General features: G+C 56.7%; 22 protein-coding genes and 1 pseudogene. 15 read left to right on the top strand and 8 right to left on the bottom strand.

The window, feature by feature from the left end; translation table 11 throughout:
* Nucleotides 1-34: 34 nt before the first annotated feature.
* The gene (gene hemL / locus FT726_RS11705; protein ID WP_021507502.1) at nucleotides 35-1,315 is read right to left on the bottom strand and encodes a glutamate-1-semialdehyde 2,1-aminomutase; all 1,281 of its coding nucleotides are present in this window, start codon (nucleotides 1,313-1,315) and stop codon (nucleotides 35-37) included.
* Nucleotides 1,316-1,536: 221 nt separating this feature from the next.
* Here hemL and erpA point away from each other — a divergent pair, with 221 nt between their 5' ends.
* Nucleotides 1,537-1,884, top strand: coding sequence for an iron-sulfur cluster insertion protein ErpA (erpA, locus tag FT726_RS11700; RefSeq protein ID WP_021507501.1), 348 nt, complete (start codon nucleotides 1,537-1,539; stop codon nucleotides 1,882-1,884).
* A gap of 33 nt (nucleotides 1,885-1,917) precedes the next feature.
* Here erpA and FT726_RS11695 read toward each other — a convergent pair whose 3' ends face one another.
* The 3 genes from FT726_RS11695 to mtnN all read right to left on the bottom strand — a co-directional run bounded on the left by FT726_RS11695 (nucleotide 1,918) and on the right by mtnN (nucleotide 3,773).
* A complete protein-coding gene (locus FT726_RS11695; RefSeq protein ID WP_058780468.1) occupies nucleotides 1,918-2,169 on the bottom strand; it encodes a hypothetical protein in 252 nt (83 codons plus the stop codon).
* Between the two features lie 106 nt (nucleotides 2,170-2,275).
* On the bottom strand, nucleotides 2,276-3,082 hold the full coding sequence (gene btuF / locus FT726_RS11690; RefSeq protein ID WP_288423376.1) for a vitamin B12 ABC transporter substrate-binding protein BtuF: 807 nt from the start codon (nucleotides 3,080-3,082) through the stop codon (nucleotides 2,276-2,278).
* Complete coding sequence (gene mtnN, locus FT726_RS11685; protein ID WP_021507498.1) at nucleotides 3,075-3,773, bottom strand: 5'-methylthioadenosine/S-adenosylhomocysteine nucleosidase; 699 nt, start codon at nucleotides 3,771-3,773, stop codon at nucleotides 3,075-3,077. Before mtnN ends, btuF begins: the two co-directional genes overlap by 8 nt.
* A gap of 98 nt (nucleotides 3,774-3,871) precedes the next feature.
* Between mtnN and dgt the strand changes: the two genes are divergently transcribed.
* From dgt to FT726_RS11670, 3 genes are all read left to right on the top strand, one after another.
* Entirely contained in the window at nucleotides 3,872-5,365 is a 1,494-nt protein-coding gene (gene dgt, locus FT726_RS11680; RefSeq protein WP_288423378.1) for a dGTPase, read from the top strand.
* A 136-nt stretch (nucleotides 5,366-5,501) separates the two neighbouring features.
* Nucleotides 5,502-6,941 carry a serine endoprotease DegP gene (gene degP / locus FT726_RS11675; protein WP_262256393.1) on the top strand — a complete coding sequence of 480 codons (1,440 nt, stop codon included), beginning with the start codon at nucleotides 5,502-5,504 and terminating at the stop codon, nucleotides 6,939-6,941.
* Between the two features lie 200 nt (nucleotides 6,942-7,141).
* Nucleotides 7,142-8,299 (top strand): CdaR family transcriptional regulator, encoded by a 1,158-nt coding sequence (locus FT726_RS11670; RefSeq protein WP_021507495.1) that lies wholly within the window; start codon nucleotides 7,142-7,144, stop codon nucleotides 8,297-8,299.
* 38 nt (nucleotides 8,300-8,337) lie between these two features.
* Here FT726_RS11670 and FT726_RS11665 read toward each other — a convergent pair whose 3' ends face one another.
* The 4 genes from FT726_RS11665 to map form a co-directional block, all read right to left on the bottom strand.
* A complete protein-coding gene (locus tag FT726_RS11665) occupies nucleotides 8,338-8,730 on the bottom strand; it encodes a DUF3461 family protein (protein WP_010616197.1) in 393 nt (130 codons plus the stop codon).
* Nucleotides 8,731-9,024: 294 nt separating this feature from the next.
* Entirely contained in the window at nucleotides 9,025-9,849 is an 825-nt protein-coding gene (gene dapD, locus FT726_RS11660; protein ID WP_021507493.1) for a 2,3,4,5-tetrahydropyridine-2,6-dicarboxylate N-succinyltransferase, read from the bottom strand.
* Nucleotides 9,850-10,021: 172 nt separating this feature from the next.
* A complete protein-coding gene (glnD, locus tag FT726_RS11655; RefSeq protein WP_282996721.1) occupies nucleotides 10,022-12,676 on the bottom strand; it encodes a bifunctional uridylyltransferase/uridylyl-removing protein GlnD in 2,655 nt (884 codons plus the stop codon).
* Between the two features lie 196 nt (nucleotides 12,677-12,872).
* Nucleotides 12,873-13,667: a type I methionyl aminopeptidase gene (gene map / locus FT726_RS11650; RefSeq protein WP_021507491.1), complete on the bottom strand. Its 795-nt coding sequence runs from the start codon at nucleotides 13,665-13,667 to the stop codon at nucleotides 12,873-12,875.
* A 317-nt stretch (nucleotides 13,668-13,984) separates the two neighbouring features.
* Between map and rpsB the strand changes: the two genes are divergently transcribed.
* The 11 genes and pseudogenes from rpsB to lpxD all read left to right on the top strand — a co-directional run.
* A complete protein-coding gene (gene rpsB, locus FT726_RS11645) occupies nucleotides 13,985-14,704 on the top strand; it encodes a 30S ribosomal protein S2 (protein ID WP_031279692.1) in 720 nt (239 codons plus the stop codon).
* A 180-nt stretch (nucleotides 14,705-14,884) separates the two neighbouring features.
* Complete coding sequence (gene tsf / locus FT726_RS11640) at nucleotides 14,885-15,736, top strand: translation elongation factor Ts (protein ID WP_021507489.1); 852 nt, start codon at nucleotides 14,885-14,887, stop codon at nucleotides 15,734-15,736.
* 153 nt (nucleotides 15,737-15,889) lie between these two features.
* A complete protein-coding gene (gene pyrH / locus FT726_RS11635; RefSeq protein WP_010616191.1) occupies nucleotides 15,890-16,615 on the top strand; it encodes a UMP kinase in 726 nt (241 codons plus the stop codon).
* Between the two features lie 148 nt (nucleotides 16,616-16,763).
* The gene (gene frr, locus FT726_RS11630; RefSeq protein ID WP_021507488.1) at nucleotides 16,764-17,321 is read left to right on the top strand and encodes a ribosome recycling factor; all 558 of its coding nucleotides are present in this window, start codon (nucleotides 16,764-16,766) and stop codon (nucleotides 17,319-17,321) included.
* Between the two features lie 115 nt (nucleotides 17,322-17,436).
* Nucleotides 17,437-18,639, top strand: a complete 1,203-nt coding sequence (gene ispC, locus FT726_RS11625) for a 1-deoxy-D-xylulose-5-phosphate reductoisomerase (RefSeq protein ID WP_346302823.1) — start codon at nucleotides 17,437-17,439, stop codon at nucleotides 18,637-18,639.
* Nucleotides 18,640-18,804: 165 nt separating this feature from the next.
* On the top strand, nucleotides 18,805-19,557 hold the full coding sequence (gene ispU, locus FT726_RS11620) for a (2E,6E)-farnesyl-diphosphate-specific ditrans,polycis-undecaprenyl-diphosphate synthase (RefSeq protein ID WP_021507486.1): 753 nt from the start codon (nucleotides 18,805-18,807) through the stop codon (nucleotides 19,555-19,557).
* 18 nt (nucleotides 19,558-19,575) lie between these two features.
* Complete coding sequence (gene cdsA, locus FT726_RS11615) at nucleotides 19,576-20,433, top strand: phosphatidate cytidylyltransferase (protein WP_010616187.1); 858 nt, start codon at nucleotides 19,576-19,578, stop codon at nucleotides 20,431-20,433.
* A 12-nt stretch (nucleotides 20,434-20,445) separates the two neighbouring features.
* Nucleotides 20,446-21,795, top strand: a complete 1,350-nt coding sequence (gene rseP, locus FT726_RS11610; RefSeq protein ID WP_058759530.1) for a sigma E protease regulator RseP — start codon at nucleotides 20,446-20,448, stop codon at nucleotides 21,793-21,795.
* A gap of 51 nt (nucleotides 21,796-21,846) precedes the next feature.
* Nucleotides 21,847-24,258, top strand: coding sequence for an outer membrane protein assembly factor BamA (bamA, locus tag FT726_RS11605; protein WP_288423419.1), 2,412 nt, complete (start codon nucleotides 21,847-21,849; stop codon nucleotides 24,256-24,258).
* 113 nt (nucleotides 24,259-24,371) lie between these two features.
* A complete protein-coding gene (gene skp / locus FT726_RS11600) occupies nucleotides 24,372-24,869 on the top strand; it encodes a molecular chaperone Skp (protein ID WP_021507482.1) in 498 nt (165 codons plus the stop codon).
* A 3-nt stretch (nucleotides 24,870-24,872) separates the two neighbouring features.
* Nucleotides 24,873-24,981: pseudogene (gene lpxD / locus FT726_RS11595) on the top strand (UDP-3-O-(3-hydroxymyristoyl)glucosamine N-acyltransferase); the annotation flags it as partial.

Genomic DNA, 24,981 nt, shown 5'->3' with positions numbered 1-24,981 from the left:
GAAGCGGGGCGCTATGAATGGCGCCCCGGCAGGTTTACAGCTGCGCGAAGCAGCGGCGGGCGGCATCGACGGTGCGCTGAATATCTTCCTGGCTGTGCGCCAGGGACATAAAGCCGGCCTCATAGGCCGATGGCGCGAGGTAAACACCTTCCTGCAGCATCAGATGGAAGAAACGCTTAAAGCGCTCCACATCGCACTTTGTCACGTCGGCGTAGCAGGTCACGCTGTCGGCGTCGGTGAAGAAAATACCGAACATGCCACCGACGTGGTTCACCACCAGCGGGATATTTTCCGCCTCTGCCGCCGCCAGCAGACCAGCACACAGCTGGTCGGTGAGCGCGGTTAAGGTCGCATGGGTGCCAGGCTGCGCAATCTGCGACAGGCAGGCAAAACCGGCGGCCATGGCAATCGGGTTGCCGGACAGCGTACCCGCCTGATACACCGGGCCGGTGGGAGCCAGCGCGGCCATCACTTCGCGGCGACCGCCAAAGGCACCAACCGGCATACCGCCGCCGATGATCTTGCCAAGACAGGTCAGGTCTGGCGTAACGTCGTAATACGCCTGGGCACCGCCCAGCGCCACGCGGAAGCCGGTCATCACTTCATCGATAATCAGCAGCGCGCCAAACTCATCGCACAGCGCACGCAGGCCCGGCAGGAATTCCGGCTGCGGCGGGATGCAGTTCATGTTGCCCGCCACCGGTTCGACGATAATACAGGCGATCTCTTGCGGATACTGCTCAAACGCCGCGCGCACCGAGTCGAGATCGTTATAGGTGCAGGTCAGGGTGTGACGGGCGAAATCCGCCGGCACGCCCGGCGAGTTGGGCTGGCCGAGCGTCAGCGCACCGGAACCGGCTTTCACCAGCAGGCAGTCAGCGTGGCCGTGGTAGCAGCCTTCAAATTTGATGATCTTGTCACGCTGGGTGAAACCGCGCGCCAGGCGGATGGCGCTCATGGTGGCTTCGGTGCCGGAGTTAACCATACGCACCATGTCCATGCTCGGCACCAGCTCGCACACCAGCTCGGCCATCTTCACTTCCATCTCGGTCGGCGCGCCAAAACTCAGGCCGCGCGCGGCGGCTTCGATCACCGCATTGCGAATGGTGGCGTTATTGTGGCCCAGCACCATCGGTCCCCAGGAGCCGACGTAATCGATATAGGCTTTGCCATCGGCATCATACAGATAGGCACCGTCGGCGCGTTCGATGAACAGCGGCACGCCGCCCACGCCGGTAAAGGCACGCACCGGAGAGTTCACGCCGCCCGGGATCAGGCGTTGTGCTTCGGCATACAGGTTTTCTGACTTACTCATGGTTCGGCTCCTGCTGTTCTGGAAAAAATCTGGCGCCATTCTACGGAAGAGCGGCCGGTGAAGAAAGGCGCGCGGCCGCTTGCGCCTGCGACATTGCTATACTTTATGCCATAACTGGCGGCACACAGTGTCAAGGGCGCTACTTGATTGCACTGGACGGCTGGCAGATAATAGCGAAATTGAGGTCGTTTTATGACCTGGACGTTTACCCGGAGTAAAAGATGAGTGACGACGTAGCCGCGCTGCCTCTGCAGTTCACCGATGCAGCAGCGAAAAAAGTAAAAAACCTGATAGCGGATGAAGAGAATCCGGCGCTGAAACTGCGCGTATATATCACCGGCGGGGGCTGCAGTGGCTTCCAGTATGGTTTTACTTTTGACGATCAAATGAATGACGGCGACATGACCATCGAGAAGCAGGGTGTGGCGCTGGTGGTTGACCCGATGAGCCTGCAGTATCTGGTGGGTGGATCGGTTGACTACACCGAAGGTCTGGAAGGTTCCCGCTTTATCGTGACCAATCCCAACGCCAAAACCACCTGCGGCTGCGGCTCCTCTTTCAGCATCTGATGCTGGGCTGGCTGCCGTTCTGGCAGCCATGATCTACCACTCAATCGTCACTAAGCGAGCCGTTTCACGGCGCATCGCATCGCGGTTCAATACGCTTTGTGTCACGCGCGGCTGCGCGCTGAAATGCCGGCCGCAGTCAACAGACGGCAGCGTCTGCTCACTCGGGCGTGAGATATCGCAGCGGGAGAAGATCGTCAGCGAGACGGCGATAGAGCCCGTGGTGGTTGCCGCACCGATCGGTGCAGCCACGATCAGCCCTATGGCCAGCAGCAGCGCTCTGGTCATGGTGAAATCCTGGTGATGTCAAAAGTGCGCTACGCGCTAAAAGGGCACAGAGCATACGTGGCCGCTGTGCCTTGTCATTTGATTTTCGACATGAATCGTCGAATCTTTAGTCTGGTAATGCTTTATTTTTCGTCGGATGTAAAGCTTCGCACAATTGTTTTGCCGCCAGCAGCAGGCGCGGACCCGGCCGGCTCAGCCAGTCATCGTTAAGCGCAATCACCGGCACGTTAAGCTGCGGCTGCCAGAAGCGCGCGACGCTGGCGGCGCGGCTGGCATCACCGCCAGTGACAATCGCCTGCGGGTGCCGCGTCAGCACCTGCTCCCGGCTCACCTGAGGCCAGCTTACGCTGCTGTCAGCAAAGATATTGCGACCGCCGCACAGGGTAATGACCTCATTCTGCAGCGTGCTGCGCGCGGCGGTAAACAGCGGCTGCTGGCCTAACTGCAGAAACAGCGGCACCGGCGTTTGCTGCTGATAGCGCTGACGCAGCGTCTGCAGCTGCTGGTGTAACGCCTGTGCGGCCGCGGTGGCCCGCTGGGGCTGTGGGCTCCAGCGCTGCAGCGCCGCCAGCGCATCAATCATCTGGTCGAGTGATTGCGGATCGATCCATTCCACATGGATGCCCAGACGCTGCAGCTGCTCAACCTGCCGCAGTGGATTGCCGCCGCGCCAGGCCAGCACCACATCCGGTCTGAGCTGCACAATGCGTTCAACGCGAATGCCCTGCCAGTTCGCCACCTGCTCCAGCTGGCGAGCGGCGGCGGGATAGTCTGACCAGGCGCTCACCGCCACTGGCGTGATGCCGGCGGCAAATGCCAGTTCAGTGAGATGCGGCGACAGGGTAATGACGCGCGGTGCGGCCAGCAGGCTGTGGCACAGCAGCCACAGCCCGAGCAGCAGATATTTAGCCACGCGCCAGCTGAGCCAGCAGGTTTTCCACCATCAGCGACGACTGTTTAGCCGCCACGCTGAGGAACTCTTCGAAACTCAGATGCGACGCTTTATCGGCCACGTCAGAAATAGCGCGTACCACCACGAACGGCACCTTAAACTGATGGCAAACGTGACCAATCGCCGTGGCTTCCATCTCTACCGCAATCGCCTGCGGGAAGGTGCTGCGGATACGCTCCAGCGGCGCGGCGCCATTGATAAAGGCGTCACCACTGACCACCAGACCGCGCACCGCGTTGAGATCCAGCTGTTTGATCACCTGCTCTGCGGCGGCAATCAGCGCGCTGTCTGCGACAAACGCCGCCGGGCAGCCCGCCATCTGACCAGGCTCATAGCCAAAAGCGGTGACATCGGCATCGTGATAACGCACTTCATCGGACACCACGATATCGCCCACCTGCAGGGTTGGCGCCAGACCGCCTGCGGAACCGGTGTTGATCACCAGATCCGGTTTGCACAGCTCCAGCAGCAGCGTGGTACCGAGCGCCGCCGCGGTTTTGCCGATGCCCGATTTCAGCAGAGCCACCTCAACGCCGTTGAGCGTACCGGTGTAAATTTCGCAGCCGGCCAGCGTCAGCGTCTGACGGTTTTCAATTTTGTCACGCAGCAGTGTGACTTCCTGCTCCATCGCGCCAATAATGCCTGCTTTCATAAAGAATCTCGCTGTAGTTATGGATGTATAAGGCTAAAGTGAGGCATAGTCTAACATGGCTCAATGGGGATCAATTCAGGAAAAAATAAGGGGTAACAATGGCGACGATCAATTTCAGGAAGAAGATCAGTTTCACCCGCCCTTATACCAGCCGCAAAGATCCCGAAGGCGAATACTTTATTACCCGCCACTTTGAAAGCGATCGTGGACGCATTATTAATTCTGCCGCGATTCGCCGTCTGCAACAAAAAACCCAGGTGTTTCCGCTGGAGCGGAATGCGGCCGTGCGCTCGCGCCTGACCCATTCGCTTGAGGTGCAGCAAACCGGGCGTTACATCACCAAAGAGATTCTGCATACGCTGAAAACTCAGGGCGGCGGGCTGGCAACTTACGGCCTCGATGGCTTTGAGGGCGCGGTCGAGAGCCTGGTGGAGATGGCCTGCCTGCTGCACGACGTCGGCAACCCGCCGTTTGGCCATTTTGGTGAAGCGGCGATCAATGACTGGTTTGATGACAACCTGCCGGCCGAACTGGTGGACCCGCTGGTGGCGGGCGTGGCGGATGACGCGCAGCGTGCCGATTTCGACCGGTTAAATGCAATGATTCGTCAGGATTTATGCCATTTCGAAGGGAATGCGCAGGCCATTCGGCTGGTGCATACCCTGCTGCAGCTAAATCTTAGCTATGCGCAGGTCGCGTGTATTTTAAAATACACCGCGCCGGCGTGGTGGCAGGGCGATAAGCCGGCGGAGTTCAGCGTGTTAATGAAAAAGCCGGGTTTCTATTTATCCGAACGTGAATATGTGGCCGATCTCCGCGCGGCAACGGATATACCTGAGCACCACCGTTATCCGCTGACCTGGATAATGGAAGCGGCTGACGATATCTCCTATTGTATTGCCGACCTCGATGACGCCGTAGAAAAAGACATCTTCACCGTCGATACGCTCTATCATTCTTTGCTCAACGCCTGGGGCCCGGTGAAACCCGGCGACGCGTTCAGCCGCACCATTAATGAAGCGTGGAAAGAGGCTAATCAGAAAAAGCGTCGCAGTATTAGCGATCAATTTTTCATGTCGCTGCGGGTTAACGTCCAGAGCGTGCTGGTCAGCCATGCGGTGCGCCGCTTTGTTGATAATTTACCTGCCATTTTTGCCGGCAACTTTAACCATGCGCTGCTGGAAGACGACGGTGATGAAGGGCGCCTGTTAAAATTATTTAAAACCGTGGCGCGCCAGCAGGTGTTTAATCACCCTGAAGTTGAGCAGCTGGAATTACAGGGGTATCGGGTCATTAAAGGATTACTGGAAATTTATCAGTCGCTGATGCAGCTCGATTATGAACAGTTTACCACGTTAATGAATGAGGATTTTCTCGCGAAACATCCGATCGAAACCCGACTGTTTCATAAACTTTCCGGTAAACATCGCAAAGCTTATCAGCAACAGATGCGTAACCTGGTGGTGCAGCATAAATATCAGCGATTGTTATGGGAACGTTATTACCGCTCGCGGCTGATTCAGGACTATATCAGCGGGATGACGGACAATTACGCCTGGGATGAGTATCGTCGGTTGATGGCGGTGGAATAAGCGCAGTTTTGTAAAGACGAAGAATAAATTTTTACCTTTGCCCAATACTTTATCAGGAACTTCGCGCTAAAAACTTAATCTCATCATCACGACCACAGCAATGGTCTGCACGTTAATTTCAGAGAGACACAGACGAATGAAAAAAAGCACATTAATGTTAAGTGCGCTGGCGCTTAGTCTGGGCATGGCGTTAAGCCCTGTCAGTGTTTTCGCGGCGGAGACAGCGTCTTCCTCCAGTCAGCAACTGCCCAGCCTGGCACCCATGCTGGAAAAAGTGATGCCTTCCGTGGTCAGTATCAGCGTGGAAGGCAGCACCACGGTGAAAACCCCGCGCATGCCGCAGCAGTTCCAGCAATTCTTTGGCGATAATTCCCCGTTCTGTCAGGACGGATCGCCGTTCCAGGGTTCACCCATGTGCCAGGGCGGCGGCGGTGACGGTAGCGACGATGGCGCCAACGCGCAGAAGCAGCAGTTCCGCGCGCTCGGTTCTGGGGTAATCATCAACGCCGACAAAGGCTATGTGGTGACCAACAACCACGTGGTGGATAACGCCACCAAAATTCAGGTACAGCTGAGCGATGGCCGTCGCTACGATGCTAAGGTCATCGGCAAAGATCCGCAGTCTGACATCGCGCTGATCCAGCTGCAGGATGCGAAAAACCTGACGGCAATTAAGATCGCAGACTCCGACAATCTGCGCGTCGGTGATTACACCGTGGCCATCGGTAACCCGTACGGCCTGGGCGAAACGGTCACGTCCGGCATCGTCTCGGCGCTGGGGCGCAGCGGCCTTAACGTCGAAAATTACGAAAACTTTATCCAGACTGATGCCGCCATCAACCGCGGCAACTCCGGCGGTGCGCTGGTTAACCTGAACGGGGAGCTGATCGGTATTAACACCGCGATCCTCGCACCGGACGGCGGCAACATCGGTATCGGCTTTGCCATCCCGAGTTCCATGGTGAAAAACCTGACTGCGCAGATGGTGGAGTATGGCCAGGTGAAACGCGGCGAGCTGGGCATTATGGGCACCGAACTTAACTCCGAGCTGGCTAAAGCGATGAAAGTGGATGCGCAGCGCGGCGCGTTTGTCAGCCAGGTGCTGCCAAACTCAGCGGCGGCGAAAGCCGGTGTGAAAGCGGGCGATGTGGTGGTCTCTATGAACGGTAAAGCGCTGACCAGCTTTGCGGCGCTGCGTGCGGAAGTCGGCTCGCTGCCGGTCGGCACCAAACTGCAGCTGGGCCTGCTGCGCGACGGCAAACCGGTTAACGTGACGGTTGAGCTGCAGCAGAGCTCACAGGATAAAGTGCAGTCCGCGACGATTTACACCGGCATTGAAGGCGCCGATCTCAGCAACGTCGACAGCAACGGCCAGAAGGGCGTGCGCGTTGACAGCGTGAAAGCCGGCAGCGCTGCGGCACGTATCGGCCTGAAGAAAGGCGATGTGATCCTCGGTGTGAACCAGCAGGCGGTAAGCAACCTTGGCGAGCTGCGTAAAATCCTCGACACCAAACCGTCGGTGCTGGCGCTCAACGTCAAGCGCGGCGACAGCAGCCTCTATCTGCTGATGCAGTAATCCTTTTATTGGTCTCTCAGGCGAGCTTCGGCTCGCCTTTTTTATTGCCTGTATGCTGCTGCGCCCCAGTCATCTGTGCCTTCCCAGTGTGACCGCTGCCGCAATTCCGGTAATCGCCCTGCGGCTATGTGCAGTTGCACAATGCCAGGGGCAATCGGGATGCGTATTCTGTCGGTTCGTCCCGAATTCCGGAGTGTTTGATGGCCACCTATCATCTTGATGCGCGACTGGCTCAGGATATCGTTGCCCGCACCATGAAAATTATCGATAGCAATGTCAATGTGATGGATGCGCGCGGCCGCATTATTGGCAGTGGCGATCGCGAGCGTATTGGCGAATTGCACGAGGGCGCGCTGCTGGTGCTGTCACAGGGCAGGGTGGTTGATATTGACGAAGCGGTAGCTAAACACCTGCACGGCGTGCGGCCGGGCATCAATTTGCCGCTGCGTATTGATGGCGACATCGTCGGCGTGATTGGCCTCACCGGCCAGCCCAGCACGTTACGCCACTACGGCGAGCTGGTGTGCATGACGGCAGAGATGATGCTGGAACAGGCGCGCCTGCTGCATATGCTGGCGCAGGACAGCCGCCTGCGTGAGGAGCTGGTGCTGAACCTGATCCGCAGCGATACGCTGTCGCCAGCGCTGAACGAATGGGCGCAGCGACTGGGCATCGATCTCAATCAGCCGCGCGTGGTGGCGGTGGTGGAAGTGGACAGCGGACAGCTGGGAGTCGACAGCGCGATGTCGGAGCTGCAGCAATTACAGACGCTGCTGACCACGCCCGATCGTGACAACCTGATCGCCATTGTTTCGCTCACCGAAATGGTGGTGCTGAAGCCAGCGCTGAATGCTCATGGCCGTTACGATCAGGACGATCATCGCCGCCGCGTCGATCAACTGCTGCAGCGCATGAAAGAGAGCGGTCAGGTGCGGATGCGTATCGCGCTCGGCAATTTCTTTACCGGGCCCGGCAGCATTGCGCGCTCTTACCGCACCGCCCGCACCACCATGATGGTGGGCAAACAGCGCATGCCGCAGCAGCGGAGCTTCTTCTATCAGGATCTGGTGCTGCCAGTGCTGCTGGATAGCCTGCGCGGCGGCTGGCAGGCCAGCGAGCTGGCACGTCCGCTGGCAAAGCTGAAGAGCATGGACAATAACGGTTTGCTGCGGCGCACGCTGGTTGCGTGGTTCAGCCATAACGTGCAGCCGAGCGCCACGGCGCGCGCGCTGTTTATTCATCGCAATACGCTGGAGTACCGCCTGAACCGCATCTCGGAACTGACCGGCCTTAACCTGGCGAACTTTGACGATCGGCTGCTGCTGTATGTGGCGCTGCAGCTTGATGAGCAGGCATAAAAAAGGCCAGCAGCGGCTGGCCTGAGAAGCGGCGGGAATTAGCGACCGTTGCGGGTCAGCTGATCGAGATCGGATTCGATTTCCGCGATTTTGTTCGACACCACGTTCTCCAGATGGCGCAGATCGGCGAGGATTTTGCGCTTCAGATCCACCTCTACCTGATCGCGCTGGCAGATCTGATCCAGTTCGTCGATCACGTAACGCAGGTTAGGGCTGATTTCCTGAATCTCTTTATAACCCTGGGTGGTGTGATCGGCCACCACGGTTTTGCGCTGACGCGGGTATTTAAACTTCACGCTTTTGGCGAAGAACTCGCCCTTGTCTTTGCGGAAGTAGATTTTCAGGATGTCGTTGTTGGCTTCCTGACGCAGGCTGTAGCGGTCAATGTCTTCAGGATTGCTGATACCTAAGCTTTTCAGGTTGTCGTACATAGCGTTTATATTCCATCTGAGAGTGAGTGAGCGCGCAGGATTATCATCATCATTCGGCTGCGTAATAAGCGCAACGAACCGAACGCTTACGGCATACTTAATCAACTGTAGACACAAAAACCGGGATGAACAGTGCGCGACCGGAGTTAACTGGCGCGGATTATGACCTGTTTGAAAAACAAACGCACCTGTTAATTCGCGGCGCGAAACAGGTAATAGCGGCAGGAGTGTAAAGAAAAAATGACGGGCCTGAATACAGGCCCGTGGGCATAAAAATAGGCGGGAAGAAAAAACTTAATCGATGGTACGCAGCAGTTCGTTGATGCCGGTTTTTGCCAGCGTTTTCGCGTCGACTTTCTTCACGATCACCGCACAGTACAGGCTGTAGCTGCCATCTTTAGACGGCAGATTACCGGAAACCACCACCGAACCTGCCGGTACGCGACCGTAGTGCACTTCACCGGTCTCACGGTCATAAATTTTGGTGCTCTGGCCGATGTAAACGCCCATAGAGATCACTGAGCCTTCTTCGACGATCACGCCTTCAACGATCTCGGAACGGGCACCGATAAAGCAGTTATCTTCGATGATGGTTGGATTAGCCTGCAGTGGTTCCAGTACGCCGCCGATGCCGACGCCGCCGGACAGGTGCACGTTTTTACCAATCTGCGCACAGGAGCCGACGGTGGCCCAGGTGTCTACCATGGTGCCTTCATCGACATACGCGCCGATGTTGACATAGGACGGCATCAGCACGGTGTTGCGCGCGATGAATGCACCCTGACGCACTGCGGCCGGTGGCACGACGCGGAAGCCGGCGCTTTTAAAGCGCGCTTCATCCCAGCCGGCAAATTTCATCGGCACTTTGTCGTAGAAGCGGGTTTCTGCCCCGTCGATCACCTGGTTGTCGTTGATACGGAACGACAGCAGTACCGCTTTTTTCAGCCACTGATGCGTTACCCATTCGCCGTTGATCTTTTCTGACACGCGCAGTTCACCGCTGTCCAGCAGGCCAATCACCTGGTTGATCGCTTCACGGGTGGCGCTGTCTACGCTGGTCGGCGTAATGTCGGCGCGGCGTTCAAAGGCAGATTCGATAACGCTCTGTAACTGTTGCATATTTAATTCCTGAGTCTGTCATTGCGGATGCACGCCAGCTGGCGTGCAGAGTAAAATTATCGGGCAAACATCCTTCATGCTGCAGAACGGTGGCGCGCCTATCGGAGCGAGATCCACGGATGGGCCGGGTCACCAGGCCAATGCATCGGCAACGTGAAGAATGGAAGCCGGGTCACATTTTATCGTTTGGATTAAGTACCTCTGTCAACCGTTGTTGCAGCACGGAGCGCATTTCTCCATCCAGCGCACGTCGTTCGCTGTTGGCAAGGATGAACAAATCCTCCACCCGTTCGCCGATGGTGCTGATGCGGGCGCCGTGCAGCGAAACGCCGAGGTCAGCAAACACTTCGCCGACGCGCGCCAGCAAACCCGGCTGGTCCAGCGCCACCAGCTCCAGATAGCTGCGGCGGTCGGTATGGGTGGGCAAAAAGTTGACTTCGGTATCGACGCTGAAGTGTTTCAGACGTGACGACGGCCGGCGCGTACGCGGTGGCACCCACTGCGTTTGGGTGATCGCCTGCTCCAGCGCCTGAATAATCAGCGGATGGCGATCCGCTGCCAGCGGACTGCCGTCCGGCTCCAGCACAATAAAGGTGTCCATGGCCATGCCGTCGCGGCTGGTAAAGATCTGCGCATCGTGCACGCTCAGATTACGGCGGTCGAGCTCTCCGGCTACGGCGGCAAACAGGTAAGGGCGATCCGGGCTCCAGATGAAGATCTCGGTGCCGCCGCGCGTGGCTTGCGGGCTTACCAGCACCAGCGGTTTGCTGAGGTCATGGTTGATCAGATGCCGCGCGTGCCACGCCAGCTGGTTGGGCGTATGGCGCAGGAAGTAGTCGGCGCGGCAGCGGCTCCAGATATGGTGCAGGCGCTCTTCATTGAGATTTTCCATGCGCAGCAGCGCCAGCGCCTGCAGCCGGTGATGACGCACGCGCTCGCGCAGATCCGGGCTGTTCTCCATACCGCGGCGCAGCTGTTTTTCGGTGGCGAAGAACAACTCACGTAGCAGGCTCTGTTTCCAGCTGTTCCACAGGCTTTCATTGGTGGCACAGATGTCGGCAACCGTCAGGCAGGCCAGATAGCGCAGCCGGTTTTCATTTTGCATCACTTCAGCAAACTGCTGAATCACTGTAGGATCCTGAATGTCGCGACGCTGAGCAGTCACCGACATCAGCAGGTGATGACGCACCAGCCACGCCACCAGCTGCATTTCGCGCGAATTGAAGCCGTGCAGCTCAGCAAAGTCCAGCGCGTCCTGCGCGCCAAGAATCGAGTGGTCGCCACCGCGCCCTTTGGCGATATCGTGCAGCAGCGCGGCCATCAGCAGCAGCTCCGGCTGCGGCAGGCGCGGCCACAGCTCGACGCACAGCGGGTGCATCGGGCGCGTGGCTTCGTCGGCAAAACTTTCCAGCTTCTGCAACACGCGGATGGTGTGCTCATCCACGGTGTAGGCGTGGAACAGGTCGAACTGCATCTGGCCGACAATGTTGCCCCACAGCGGCGTATACGCCCACAGTACGCTGTGGCGATGCATTGGCAGCAGCGCGCGCTTTACCGCGCCTGGATGGCGCAGAATCGCCATAAAGGTGCGGCGCGCTTCGGGGATCTGACACAGCGGCTGTTGCAGATGACGGCGGGCGTAGCGCAGCTGGCGCAGCGTGGTGGAATAGATGCCGGTGATGGTTTCGTTACGCACCATCACGTAAAACATGCGCAGAATCGCCTGCGGCTCGCGCTCAAACAGCGTGGGATCGCGCAGGTCGATCAGATTACCGCGCAGCTGAAAATCCTCATCGATGCTGCGCGGCTTCTCGGTGGTCGACAGCGCCAGAATGGCTTCGTCAAACAGCTGCAGCAGCATCTGGTTCAGCTCGCCGATACGGCGCGTGACGCGATAGAAATCTTTCATCATGCGCTCAACCGGCTCATTGCCTTCGCCGCCATAGTTGAGGCGCTGTGCCACGTTGAGCTGGCGATCGAACAGTAGGCGGTTATCGTAGCGCGGCAGCGTCAGGTGCAGCGCGAAACGGATGCGCCAGAGAAATTCCTGGCACTCATTGATTTCATTGCGTTCGGCTTCAGTGAGAAAGCCAAAGCCGACCATCTCATCCATGGTGGTGGCGCCAAAGTGGCGGCGCGCGACCCACTGCAGAGTATGAATGTCGCGCAGCCCGCCCGGGCTGCTTTTGATATCCGGTTCGAGGTTGTAGCTGGTGCCGTGATAGCGCTGATGGCGTTCCAGCTGCTCCTCAATTTTGGCGGCGAAGAAGCGTGACGACGGCCAGAAACCGTCGCTGAAGATATTCTTTTGCAGTTCGAGAAACAGCGCCACGTCGCCGGTCAGCATGCGCGACTCAATCAGGTTGGTGGCGACGGTGAGATCCGACAAGCCCTCCAGCAGACACTCTTCCAGCGTGCGTACGCTGTGGCCGACCTCCAGCTTGAGATCCCACATCAGCGTCAGCAGTTCTGACGTGCGCTGCGCGGCAGCTTCGTCCAGTGGCTGACGGCTCAGGATCAGCACGTCGATGTCCGACAGCGGATGCAGCTCGCCGCGGCCATAGCCGCCCACCGCCACCAGCGCGATCTCTTTCATCTGGTCAAAGCCAAACAGCCGCCACAGCCGGCGCAGCAGGCGATCGATAAACAGCGTGCGCGCATCAATCAGCGATTCGATATCGCTGCCTGCGTCAAAAGCGCTGCCCAGATGCTGCTGGAACTGTTCAAGATACTGTTTGAGTTTGTCGCGCGTCAGCGCGTCGTCTGGCCAGCTGGCGGGGGAATCGGTCAGGCCTTTGTGTACTGCTTCGGTCACGCTACCACTCATCAACATGCCTCTTCTGCGCCATAAAAAGCGGGCTTAACGCCGTGATGCCGTTCAGTTAGCCACCGTCCGTGACATCACCGCAGTAGCGGCGCGGGTTAACGCGCAACTGATGGCGCCGCTACGGGAGGTGCAGGGATGGTGAACCTAAACTGACAGGCGTTCGTTTTGAGCCGGCCTGTTATCCTGATGACGAGCGTTACGCGTTGTTTTCCAGCACCGCTGGAATAGTGTCGTCGGCGCGCAGCGTCAGGATCTCACAGCCGTTTTCCGTCACCACAATAGTATGCTCGTACTGTGCGGACAAGCTGCGATCTTTGGTTTTCACCGTCCAGCCATCTTTCATGGTGCGGATGCGATAATCACCGGCGTTAACCATCGGTTCGACGGTAAACGTCATGCCAGCCTGCAGCACCACGCCGCTGTCGTCGGCATCGTAATGCAGCACCTGCGGCTCTTCATGGAAGCCTTTACCGATGCCGTGTCCGCAATACTCGCGAACCACGGAAAAATCCTGTGCTTCCACGTATTTCTGAATCGCCCGGCCCAGTTCACGCAGGCGAATGCCCGGCTTCACCAGACGCAGCGCAATGTACAGGCTCTCCTGCGTAACCCGGCACAGGCGCTCACCCTGAATCGTCGGTTTGCCGACGATGAACATCTTTGACGTATCACCATGGTATTCATCTTTGATCACCGTGACGTCGACGTTAACGATATCCCCGTCTTTCAGCACGCGATCGTCGCTGGGAATACCGTGACATACCACTTCGTTGACCGAAATACACACCGATTTTGGGAAGCCGTGGTAGCCGAGACAGGCTGAAATGGCCTGCTGCTTTTCGGTGATGTGCTGGTGGCACAGACGGTCAAGCTCGCCGGTGGTGACGCCCGGCACGACGTGTGGAGCGATCATCTCCAGCACTTCTGCAGCCAGACGGCCCGCCACGCGCATTTTTTCGATTTCTTCTGGGGTTTTGATTGAAATGGCCATTAAATAATCCGCAATCGCCGCAATTTTCGACAATAATGAGTTCTGTGGCAGTCATGTTAGCAGTCAGCAAATGGGCTGCCAAATCGGGATTACAGCCTGCCGCTCATGCTAACAACTGTTGGCGTATTCCTGCGCATTGTGGTATAAAGCGCGCCGACGATTCTCTGTCACCTCGTATGAGAGGGCAGGAAACGCATAAATCTCATTATGTGTACTAAAACACACATGTATCGACACGTACGCCGGGGTGCCTCGTAAGAGGTCGGTTGTATGGGATACATGGAGGCCCAACCCCAAACAAACTTTTAGAGGTAATCATGGCAACTGTTTCCATGCGCGACATGCTCAAGGCTGGTGTTCACTTCGGTCACCAGACCCGTTACTGGAACCCAAAAATGAAGCCATTCATTTTCGGTGCGCGTAACAAAGTTCACATCATCAACCTTGAGAAAACCGTACCAATGTTCAACGAAGCCCTGGCTGAGCTGAACAAGATCTCTTCCCGTAAAGGTAAGATCCTGTTTGTTGGTACCAAGCGCGCTGCTGCCGAAGCGGTAAAAGAGTCTGCACTGAGCTGCGACCAGTTCTTCGTTAACCACCGCTGGCTGGGTGGTATGCTGACCAACTGGAAAACCGTTCGTCAGTCAATCAAACGCCTGAAAGATCTGGAAACTCAGTCTCAGGACGGTACTTTCGACAAACTGACCAAGAAAGAAGCACTGATGCGTGCTCGTGAGCTGGCCAAGCTGGAAAACAGCCTGGGCGGTATCAAAGATATGGGCGGTCTGCCGGATGCACTGTTCGTTGTTGACGCTGACCACGAACACATCGCAATCAAAGAAGCAAACAACCTGGGTATCCCGGTATTTGCTATCGTTGATACTAACTCTGATCCAGACGGCGTTGATTTCGTTATCCCAGGTAACGACGATGCGATCCGTGCTGTAAGCCTGTACCTGACTGCCGTTGCCACTACCGTGCGCGAAGGCCGTTCACAGGACCTGGCTGAGCAGGCTGAAGAAGCTGCTGAAGCTTAATAAGGTTCGCTCTTTCTGAGAGCCCTTAGACATCAGATGTGATCTGTTAAGGGGCCGTGAAGGCCCCTTTATTTATCTCACTTAGTCACGCACCCTGTTCGGGCTGGCGGGGCAAGTAAATTTTCCGCAACAAGTTTCTGACAGTGTGAAAGCACTGCGAGACGAATCGAGGATTCTGGAATGGCTGAAATTACCGCTGCACTGGTAAAAGAACTGCGCGAGCGTACTGGCGCAGGCATGATGGACTGCAAAAAAGCGCTGACCGAAGCGAACGGCGACATTGAGCTGGCGATCGAGAACATGCGTAAGTCTGGTGCGATCAAAGCTGCTAAGAAAGCAGGCAACGTGGCTGCTGACGGCGTGATCAAAACCAAAATCGCTGGCGACTATGGCGTGATTCTGGAAGTGAACTGCCAGACTGACTTCGTGGCAAAAGATGCCGGTTTCCAGGCCTTTGCTGACAAAGTGCTGGACGCTGCTGCTGCCGGTAAAGTGACTGATGTGGAAGTTCTGAAAGCGCAGTTCGAAGAAGAGCGCGTGGCACTGGTTGCGAAAATCGGTGAGAACATCAACATCCGTCGTGTTGCTGTCCTCGAAGGCGCAGAGCTGGGTAGCTACCTGCACGGCGCGCGCATCGGCGTTCTGGTTTCAGCGAAAGGCGCTAACGAAGATCTGATCAAACAGATCGCGATGCACGTTGCAGCGAGCAAGCCTGAATTCGTTAAACCAGAAGACGTTTCTGCTGACGTGGTTGAGAAAGAGTACCAGGTTCAGCTGGACATCGCGATGCAGTCTGGCAAGCCAAAAGAGATCGCAGAGAAGATGGTTGAAGGCCGCATGAAGAAATTCACCGGCGAAGTCTCTCTGACCGGTCAGGCTTTCGTTATCGACCCAAGCAAAACTGTTGGCCAGGCGCTGAAAGAGCAGGGCGCTGACGTGATCAACTTCATCCGCTTCGAAGTGGGCGAAGGCATTGAGAAAGTCGAATCTGACTTTGCAGCCGAAGTTGCTGCCATGTCCAAACAGTCTTAATGGTTTGCAGGAACCGCCGAGAGGCGGTTCTTTTTTGTCTGCGTTTTGGCGCAGCAATTTTCAGTCTCATCCCAATAGCTTTTCTCACGCGCTAAGCGGATGATCGATCAGATTTAACTTCTCATTCATCTTATCTTCCAGGAAGAATTGACCATGGCGACCAACGCAAAACCTGTATATCAACGTATCTTACTGAAACTGAGCGGCGAAGCACTGCAGGGTGCCGAAGGTTTTGGTATCGACGCGAGCGTGCTTGACCGTATGGCGCAAGAGGTGAAAGAGCTGGTTGAGCTAGGCATTCAGGTGGGTGTGGTAATTGGTGGCGGTAACCTGTTCCGTGGCGCGGGTCTGGCGCAGGCAGGTATGAACCGCGTGGTCGGCGACCACATGGGGATGCTGGCGACCGTGATGAACGGCCTGGCAATGCGTGACGCACTGCATCGTGCGTACGTCAACGCGCGCCTGATGTCGGCGATTCCGCTGAACGGCGTGTGTGATAACTACAGCTGGGCAGAAGCCATCAGCCTGCTGCGCAATAACCGCGTGGTGATCTTCTCTGCCGGTACCGGCAACCCGTTCTTTACCACCGACTCAGCGGCCTGCCTGCGCGGCATCGAAATCGAAGCGGACGTGGTACTGAAAGCCACCAAGGTCGACGGCGTCTACTCAGCCGACCCGGTGAAAAATCCGGATGCCACGCTGTACGAACAGCTGACCTACGGTGAAGTGCTGGAAAAAGAGCTGAAAGTGATGGATCTGGCCGCCTTTACGCTGGCGCGCGACCATCAACTGCCGATCCGCGTCTTCAATATGAACAAGCCTGGCGCGCTGCGTCGCGTGGTGATGGGTGAAAAAGAAGGCACCCTGATTACGCATTAATACCCGACGCAGGATAAAATAAGGTATATTCTGTTGGCGCGCTGCACTGCTGTCGCGCAGCATTCAGGATGATCGATGTTTATCGATACCGTTTCCGTTCCGCTGCGTCCGGAAGTGGCCAGGTCAAACCGAATCCAAGGGTTTCAACGTGATTAACGATATTAAAAAAGATGCTGAAACGCGCATGGACAAATGCGTGGAAGCATTCAAAAACACCATCAGCAAAGTGCGCACCGGTCGTGCTTCGCCTTCACTGCTCGACGGCATCGTTGTGGAATATTACGGTACGCCAACGCCGCTGCGTCAGCTGGCCAGCGTCACCGTTGAAGATTCACGCACGCTGAAAATCAACGTGTTCGATCGCTCAATGGGTCCGGCAGTCGAGAAAGCTATCATGGCTTCTGACCTCGGCCTCAACCCAAGCTCAGCCGGTAGCGACATTCGTGTTCCACTGCCTGCGCTGACCGAAGAGCGTCGTAAAGATCTGATCAAGGTTGTGCGTGGCGAAGCCGAGCAGGGCCGTGTTTCCGTGCGCAACGTGCGCCGTGACGCGAACGACAAGATCAAGGCGCTGCTGAAAGACAAAGAGATCAGCGAAGACGACGAACGTCGCTCGCAGGACGAGATCCAGAAAATGACCGACGTTCGCATCAAGCACGTTGATGCGGCGCTGGCCGAGAAAGAGAAGGAACTGATGGAATTCTGATTCCGTCATTTGCCTGACAAAACGCCGTTCAGAGACGTAGTACGACTCTGGCGGCGTTTTACATTGTGCCCGGCGTACGCGCGGGCGCGCACCACGACTTCACAGGGACAGCACCATGAAGCGATTAACTCTGCTGGGTTCGACCGGCTCAATTGGCACCAGCACGCTGGCGGTAGTGGCGGCGCATCCTGAGCGCTATCAGGTGACTGCGCTGGTGGCAGGTCAGAATGTGGCGCTGATGGCCGAACAGTGTCAGCAATTTAAACCGCGCTACGCGGCGATGTCCGATGACGCTTCCGCTGCGGCGCTGCGTGAACGACTGAAAGCACTCAACATAGATACGGAAGTGCTCTCCGGCGTTCAGGCCGCCTGCGAACTGGCCGCGCTGGATGAGGTCGATCAGGTGATGGCCGCCATTGTGGGCGCTTCCGGTTTACAACCGACGCTGGCCGCCATTCGCGCCGGCAAAACCGTCCTGCTTGCCAATAAAGAATCGCTTGTCACATGCGGCCGTTTGTTTATGGAGGCGGTGCGCCAGCATCAGGCGCAGTTGCTGCCGGTTGACAGCGAGCACAACGCCATTTTTCAGAGTTTGCCCGCTTCCATACAGCATCAGTTGGGGTACGCTGATCTGCGGGAGAATGGCATCGAGTCGATTCTCCTTACGGGATCGGGTGGTCCTTTTCGTGACACGCCATTAGCCGAGCTGGCCGCTATGTCGCCAGATCAGGCCTGTGCGCATCCGAACTGGTCAATGGGGCGTAAAATCTCCGTTGATTCGGCCACCATGATGAATAAAGGTCTTGAATACATTGAAGCCCGCTGGCTGTTTAACGCCACCGACGCACAAATGGAGGTCATCCTGCATCCGCAGTCGGTGATTCACTCCATGGTGCGATACTGCGACGGTAGCGTGCTGGCGCAACTGGGTTCACCCGATATGCGCACGCCAATCGCCCACAGCATGGCCTGGCCGGCACGTATTACCGCAGGCGTAACGCCGCTTGATTTCACCCGAATGAAGGCGCTGACGTTTGCTGAGCCGGACTACGAACGCTATCCCTGCCTGAAGCTGGCAATTGATGCATGCGCAACCGGACAGGCGGCCACCACCACGCTGAACGCAGCCAATGAAGTCGCGGTAGCGGCATTTCTGCAGCATCAGATTCGCTTTACCGATATCGCGGCCATCAACAGTGAAGTGCTGGCAACCCTGCAGTGTCAGGAGCCGGGCAGCGTGGATGACGTGATGGAGATTGATCGTATTGCACGCGTGCGGGCCACGGCGTTGCTGCCGCGCTTTCGTTTAGCCGGTTGATGGTGGCGCTATTTGTTCGCTCAGGGTGAAAATGGTATAGTCGCTCGCTCGCGTTTTACGGCCCGACATTGTTTCGATGTCATCCGGTGAAGTTTCCGGCGTTTGCCGCAGGCGCAATGTATTCAGAAACCACAGCATTTCTGATGAAAGGAATTATTACGCGTTATGTCGTCCAACAATCACAATACAATCGATGACGGGTCGTACTGCACGCCACGTCACGTGGCCATCATTATGGATGGTAATGGTCGCTGGGCAAAAAATCAGGGCAAACTGCGTATTTCAGGCCACAAAGCCGGGGTAAAATCAGTACGCCGGGCCGTCAGCTTTGCGGTCAGCAACAAGCTGGAAGCGCTCACGCTCTATGCGTTCAGCAGTGAAAACTGGAGCCGACCGGTACAGGAAGTGACGGCCTTAATGGAATTGTTTGTCTGGGCGCTCGACAGCGAAGTCAAAAGCCTGCACAAGCACAATGTGCGTCTGCGCATTATTGGTGATATCAGCCGTTTCAATAACCGCATTCAGGAACGCATTCGCCGCGCCGAGGAACTGACTCAGCAAAATGATGGACTCACCCTCAACATTGCTGCCAACTATGGCGGCCGTTGGGATATTATCCAGGGTGTAAAAAAACTGGCTGAACAGGTTCAGGAAGGACTGCTACGTCCTGACCAGATAACTGAAGAAAGTCTGGCTCCGCATCTGTGTATGCAGGAGCAAGCGCCGGTGGATTTAGTGATAAGGACCGGGGGAGAGCATCGGATCAGCAACTTCCTGCTGTGGCAGATCGCCTATGCTGAGTTTTGGTTTACCGATGTTCTCTGGCCTGATTTTGATGAACACGTTTTTGAAGGTGCACTGAATGCATTCTCTCTGCGGGAGCGACGCTATGGCGGCGCTGCACCAGGCGGCGCCTGAGCAACCTGGGGGTAACCTTTGCTGAAGTCTCGTCTGATCACCGCGTTTATTCTGATTCCGCTGGTGATCGCTGCTCTGTTTTGGTTGCCGCTGTCCGGTTTTGCGATTACCACCATCATCATCTGCATGCTTGCCGCCTGGGAGTGGGGGCAGCTGGCGGGGATGGCAACGCGTCAGCAGCGTATCTGGCTGGCGGTGCTATGCGGCCTGCTGCTGGCGGTGATGCTGTTCACCCTGCAACCCTATCAACGTAATCTGCACCAGTTCCAGATGGAGAGCTCGCTCTGGGCCTCGCTGGGCTGGTGGATTGTCGCGCTGTTTCTCGTGCTGTTTTATCCGGCCTCCGCTGCGCTGTGGCGCGCATCGCGTCCGCTGCGCCTGCTGTTTGGCGTGCTGACCGTGGTGCCGTTCTTCTGGGGCATGATGGCGCTGCGCCAGTATCACTATGACACCGACCATTTCGCCGGCGCCTGGTGGCTGCTGTTCGTGATGTTCCTCGTCTGGGGCGCGGATTCCGGTGCTTACATGTTTGGTCGTCTGTTCGGCAAGCATAAGCTGGCACCGAAAGTCTCACCGGGCAAAACCTGGGAAGGCTTCTTTGGCGGACTGCTGTCATCGGCGATTATCGCCTGGCTGTTTGCGCTGCTGGCCCCGCTATCGGTGGCGCCGGGCACGCTGATTATCTGCGCCGTGATTGCCACGCTGGCCTCCGTGCTGGGCGATCTCACGGAAAGTATGTTCAAACGTGAAGCCGGTATCAAAGACAGCGGTAACCTGATTCCGGGGCACGGTGGTATCCTCGATCGCATTGATAGCCTGACAGCCGCGGTGCCGGTATTTGCCTGCCTGCTGCTGCTGGTGTTCCGCACCCTCTGAGGATAAGCGACGATGTTGAGCATACTCTGGAGTTTTGTCGCCTTTATCGTGGCGCTCGGCGTGCTGATTACGGTGCACGAGTTCGGCCACTTCTGGGTGGCGCGTCGCTGCGGTGTCAAAGTAGAACGCTTCTCGATCGGTTTCGGCAAAGCCCTGTGGCGTCGCACTGACCGCCAGGGCACGGAATACGTGATCGCGCTGATTCCGCTCGGTGGCTACGTCAAAATGCTCGACGAGCGCGTAGAGAGCGTGCCCGCTGAGCTGCGTCATCAGGCCTTCAACAATAAAACCGTGCTGCAGCGTGCCTCAATCATTGCCGCCGGTCCCATCGCAAATTTCATTTTTGCCGTGTTTGCCTACTGGGTGGTGTTCATCCATGGGGTGCCGGGTGTTCGCCCGGTGGTCGGCGAAATTATGAGCGGTTCCGTCGCGGCAGAAGCGCAAATTACCTCCGGCATGGAACTTAAAGCGGTTGACGGTATCGAAACGCCTGACTGGGATGCTGTGCGCCTGGCGCTGATCGGTAAAATCGGCGACAGCAGCGCCACGCTGACCGTGTCACAGTTTGGTCAGCAGGCGACGCAGCAGAAACAGCTCAATCTGCGTGACTGGCAATTTGAACCGGACAAACAGGACCCGGTGGTCGCTTTAGGTATTCGACCGCGCGGGCCGCAAATCGAAACCACGCTGGCAGAAGTGCAGGCGCGTTCACCGGCAAGTGCTGCCGGTTTGCAAGCCGGCGACAGGATCGTTAAAGTCGATGGTCAGCCATTAACGCAATGGCAGGTTTTTGCGGCTCAGGTTCGGGATAATCCCGGCAAAAACATGGCGCTGGAGGTTGAGCGTAACGGTGAACCGTTAACGCTGACGCTAACGCCGGAAGCGAAACCGGGCAACGCAGCGGAAGGTTTTGCCGGGGTGATCCCGCGTGTGATCCCGCTGCCGGATGAGTACAAAACGGTAAAACAGTACGGACCTTTCGCCGCGATTGGTGAAGCCGGTGTCAAAACCTGGCAACTGATGAAGCTGACGGTTTCGATGCTGGGCAAGTTGATAACCGGGGACGTCAAGCTGAATAACCTGAGCGGGCCAATTTCGATTGCGCAGGGTGCCGGATTATCAGCTGAATATGGGGTGATTTATTACCTGATGTTCCTCGCGCTGATTAGCGTCAACTTAGGGATCATCAATCTGTTCCCTCTGCCGGTTTTAGATGGTGGACATCTGCTCTTTCTGGCGATCGAAAAGATCAAAGGTGGACCGGTGTCCGAGCGAGTTCAGGACTTCAGTTATCGCATCGGCTCAATTTTGCTGGTGCTTTTAATGGGGCTTGCACTTTTCAATGATTTCTCTCGCCTGTAATCGCTGGAACGCAGACAGGCGCGGGATGTGTTAGGAAAACGCATAACAACGATGGCGATGAAAAAGTTGCTCATAGCGTCGCTGCTGTTTAGCAGCGCCACCGTTTACGGTGCAGACGATTTCGTAGTGAAGGACATTCATTTCGAAGGTCTACAGCGAGTCGCCGTCGGCGCGGCTCTGCTCAGCATGCCGGTACGCGTCGGTGATACGGTGAATGATGATGACATCAGAAACACCATTCGCTCACTGTTCGCTACCGGTAACTTTGAAGATGTCCAGGTTCTGCGTGACGGCACCACCCTGATTGTTCAGGTGAAGGAACGTCCGACCATTGCCAGCATCACCTTCTCCGGTAACAAAGCGGTGAAAGAGGATCAGCTGAAGGAGAACCTTGAGGCCTCCGGTGTGCGCGTTGGCGAAGCGCTTGACCGCACCACGCTCTCTTCCATCGAGAAGGGGCTGGAGGACTTTTACTACAGCGTCGGTAAATATACCGCCAGCGTCAAAGCCATCGCGACGCCGCTGCCGCGTAACCGTGTCGATCTGAAATTCGTCTTCCAGGAAGGCGTCTCGGCCAAGATCCAGCAGATCAACATTGTCGGCAACAAAGCGTTCAGCTCAGACGAACTGATCTCCCGCTTCCAGCTGCGCGATGAAGTGCCGTGGTGGAACGTGGTGGGCGATCGTAAATACCAGAAGCAGAAACTGGCGGGCGATCTCGAAACCCTGCGCAGCTTCTATCTGGATCGCGGTTATGCGCGTTTCAATATTGATTCCACGCAGGTGAGCCTGACGCCGGACAAGAAAGGCATCTACATCACCGTCAACATCACCGAAGGCGATCAGTACAAGATTGCCGGCGTGATCGTCAACGGCAGCATGGCGGGCCACTCGGCGGAAATTGAGCACCTGACGCAGATTCCTAACGGTGAGCTATATAACGGCACCAAAGTCACCCAGATGGAAGATGACATTAAGAAGCTGCTGGGCCGTTATGGCTACGCCTATCCACGCGTGGTGACGCAGCCGGAAATCAACGATGCGGATAAAACCGTTAAGCTGCACATCAACGTTGATGCCGGTAACCGTTACTACGTGCGTAAAGTGCGTTTTGAAGGTAACGACACCTCGAAAGATGCCGTACTGCGCCGCGAAATGCGTCAGATGGAAGGCGCATGGCTGGGCAGCGACCTCGTCGATCAGGGCAAAGAGCGCCTGAACCGTACCGGTTACTTCGAAACCGTGGACGTTGATACCCAGCGCGTTCCGGGCTCGCCAGACCAGGTTGACGTGGTTTACAAAGTTAAAGAGCGTAACACCGGTACCTTCAACTTTGGTGTGGGTTACGGTACGGAGAGTGGCGTCAGCTTCCAGGTCGGCGTGACCCAGGAGAACTGGCTCGGCACCGGTAATACCGTCGGCATCAGCGGTACCAAGAACGACTACCAGACTTACGCAGAATTCTCACTCACCGATCCGTACTTCACGGTGGACGGTGTGAGCCTCGGCGGCCGCCTCTTCTACAACGACTTTAAAGCGGATGATGCTGACCTCTCCGACTACACCAACAAAAGTTACGGTGTGGACGGTACGCTCGGCTTCCCGGTTAACGAAAACAACACGCTGCGCATTGGCTTAGGTTATGTGCACAACGACCTGTCCAACATGCGTCCGCAGGTGGCGATGTGGCGTTACCTTGACTCGGTGGGTCGTCATCAGGGGCTGAATGATGACGGTGATTTCTCTGCGGATGACTTCACCTTCAACTACGGCTGGACGTACAACACGCTCGATCGTGGTTTCTTCCCGACGCGCGGTAACCGTACCAACCTGAACGGTAAAGTGACCATTCCGGGCTCTGATAACTCGTTCTATAAAGCGACGCTGGACACCCAGCAGTACGTGCCGCTGAACCGTGATGGTACCTGGGTGGTGCTGGGTCGTGGCCGTGTTGGCTACGGTGACGGACTCGGTGGCAAAGAGATGCCGTTCTATGAGAACTTCTACGCCGGTGGTTCCAGCACTGTGCGTGGCTTCCAGTCCAACACCATTGGTCCGAAAGCTGCTTACCTGAACGATCGTTCGTCGAGCTGTAATCTGACCGATCCGGACGGCATCTGTAAGTCTGACGATGCGGTGGGCGGTAACGCCATGGCGATCGCCAGCCTTGAGCTGATTACGCCAACGCCGTTCCTGAGCGAAAAATATGCAAACTCAGTACGTACCTCGGTATTTATGGATGCCGGTACCGTCTGGGATACCAAGTGGCAGAACACCGCGGAAACCCGCGCGGCGGGCATTCCGGACTACAGCGACCCGAACAACATTCGCGTCTCTGCCGGTCTTGCGCTGCAGTGGATGTCGCCACTTGGACCACTGGTGTTCTCCTACGCACAGCCAGTGAAGAAAGTCGAGGGAGACAAAGCAGAACAGTTCCAGTTTAACATTGGTAAAACCTGGTAAGGTTCTGAGCACGGAAGCAGAGTCGTAGTACGGCATCGCGCCGGCGCCAGACGGGAGCCGGACGATGCCAACACTGTGTCGCTGACACAAACGTTGATGGTAAGGAGTTTATAGTGAAAAAGTTGTTGTGTGCCGCAGGTCTGGGGCTTGCTTTAGCGGTTTCCGCGGGCGTTCAGGCTGCTGACAAAATTGCAGTGGTAAACGTGTCCAGCATTTTCCAACAGTTACCGCAACGTGCGACCGTTGCTAAACAGCTGGAAAACGAATTCAAGGGCCGTGCTACTGAGCTGCAGAGCCAGGAGCGCGATCTGCAGACTAAAATGCAGAAACTGCAGCGTGATGGTTCAACCATGAAGGCCAGCGACCGCAGCCGCATGGAAAAAGACATCATGTCACAGCGCGAAGCATTCTCGACGAAAGCGCAGGCTTTCGATCAGGATAACCGCCGTCGTCAGATGGAAGAGCGTAACAAACTGCTGAGCCGTATTCAGGACGCAGTGAAGAAAGTGGCGGACAGCGAAGGGTATGACGTGGTAATCGACGCCAATGCCGTTGCCTATGCTTCTAACGCGAAAGACATTACTGCTGACGTGCTGAAACAGGTTAAATAATCGATGTCATCAATTCGACTGGCTGATTTAGCCCAGCAGTTGGATGCAGAATTGCACGGAGATGGCGATATCGCCATCTCCGGCATTGCTTCTATGCAATCCGCCACCCCTG

The sequence above is a fragment of the Pantoea sp. Morm genome (genome assembly GCF_016643525.1).
In the GTDB taxonomy this organism is placed as follows: domain Bacteria; phylum Pseudomonadota; class Gammaproteobacteria; order Enterobacterales; family Enterobacteriaceae; genus Pantoea; species Pantoea dispersa.
The sequence above is the reverse complement of the archived record's forward strand: the minus strand, read 5'-3'. Positions and strand labels throughout refer to the sequence as shown.

Bases quoted from the DNA above. Each gene is read 5' to 3' on its own strand.
- hemL (WP_021507502.1), bottom strand. From the start codon at position 1,315: ATGAGTAAGTCAGAAAACCTGTATGCCGAAGCACAACGCCTGATCCCG.
- erpA (WP_021507501.1), top strand. From the start codon at position 1,537: ATGAGTGACGACGTAGCCGCGCTGCCTCTGCAGTTCACCGATGCAGCA.
- FT726_RS11695 (WP_058780468.1), bottom strand. From the start codon at position 2,169: ATGACCAGAGCGCTGCTGCTGGCCATAGGGCTGATCGTGGCTGCACCG.
- mtnN (WP_021507498.1), bottom strand. From the start codon at position 3,773: ATGAAAGCAGGCATTATTGGCGCGATGGAGCAGGAAGTCACACTGCTG.
- dgt (WP_288423378.1), top strand. From the start codon at position 3,872: ATGGCGACGATCAATTTCAGGAAGAAGATCAGTTTCACCCGCCCTTAT.
- degP (WP_262256393.1), top strand. From the start codon at position 5,502: ATGAAAAAAAGCACATTAATGTTAAGTGCGCTGGCGCTTAGTCTGGGC.
- FT726_RS11670 (WP_021507495.1), top strand. From the start codon at position 7,142: ATGGCCACCTATCATCTTGATGCGCGACTGGCTCAGGATATCGTTGCC.
- FT726_RS11665 (WP_010616197.1), bottom strand. From the start codon at position 8,730: ATGTACGACAACCTGAAAAGCTTAGGTATCAGCAATCCTGAAGACATT.
- dapD (WP_021507493.1), bottom strand. From the start codon at position 9,849: ATGCAACAGTTACAGAGCGTTATCGAATCTGCCTTTGAACGCCGCGCC.
- glnD (WP_282996721.1), bottom strand. From the start codon at position 12,676: ATGAGTGGTAGCGTGACCGAAGCAGTACACAAAGGCCTGACCGATTCC.
- map (WP_021507491.1), bottom strand. From the start codon at position 13,667: ATGGCCATTTCAATCAAAACCCCAGAAGAAATCGAAAAAATGCGCGTG.
- rpsB (WP_031279692.1), top strand. From the start codon at position 13,985: ATGGCAACTGTTTCCATGCGCGACATGCTCAAGGCTGGTGTTCACTTC.
- tsf (WP_021507489.1), top strand. From the start codon at position 14,885: ATGGCTGAAATTACCGCTGCACTGGTAAAAGAACTGCGCGAGCGTACT.
- pyrH (WP_010616191.1), top strand. From the start codon at position 15,890: ATGGCGACCAACGCAAAACCTGTATATCAACGTATCTTACTGAAACTG.
- ispC (WP_346302823.1), top strand. From the start codon at position 17,437: ATGAAGCGATTAACTCTGCTGGGTTCGACCGGCTCAATTGGCACCAGC.
- ispU (WP_021507486.1), top strand. From the start codon at position 18,805: ATGTCGTCCAACAATCACAATACAATCGATGACGGGTCGTACTGCACG.
- rseP (WP_058759530.1), top strand. From the start codon at position 20,446: ATGTTGAGCATACTCTGGAGTTTTGTCGCCTTTATCGTGGCGCTCGGC.
- bamA (WP_288423419.1), top strand. From the start codon at position 21,847: ATGGCGATGAAAAAGTTGCTCATAGCGTCGCTGCTGTTTAGCAGCGCC.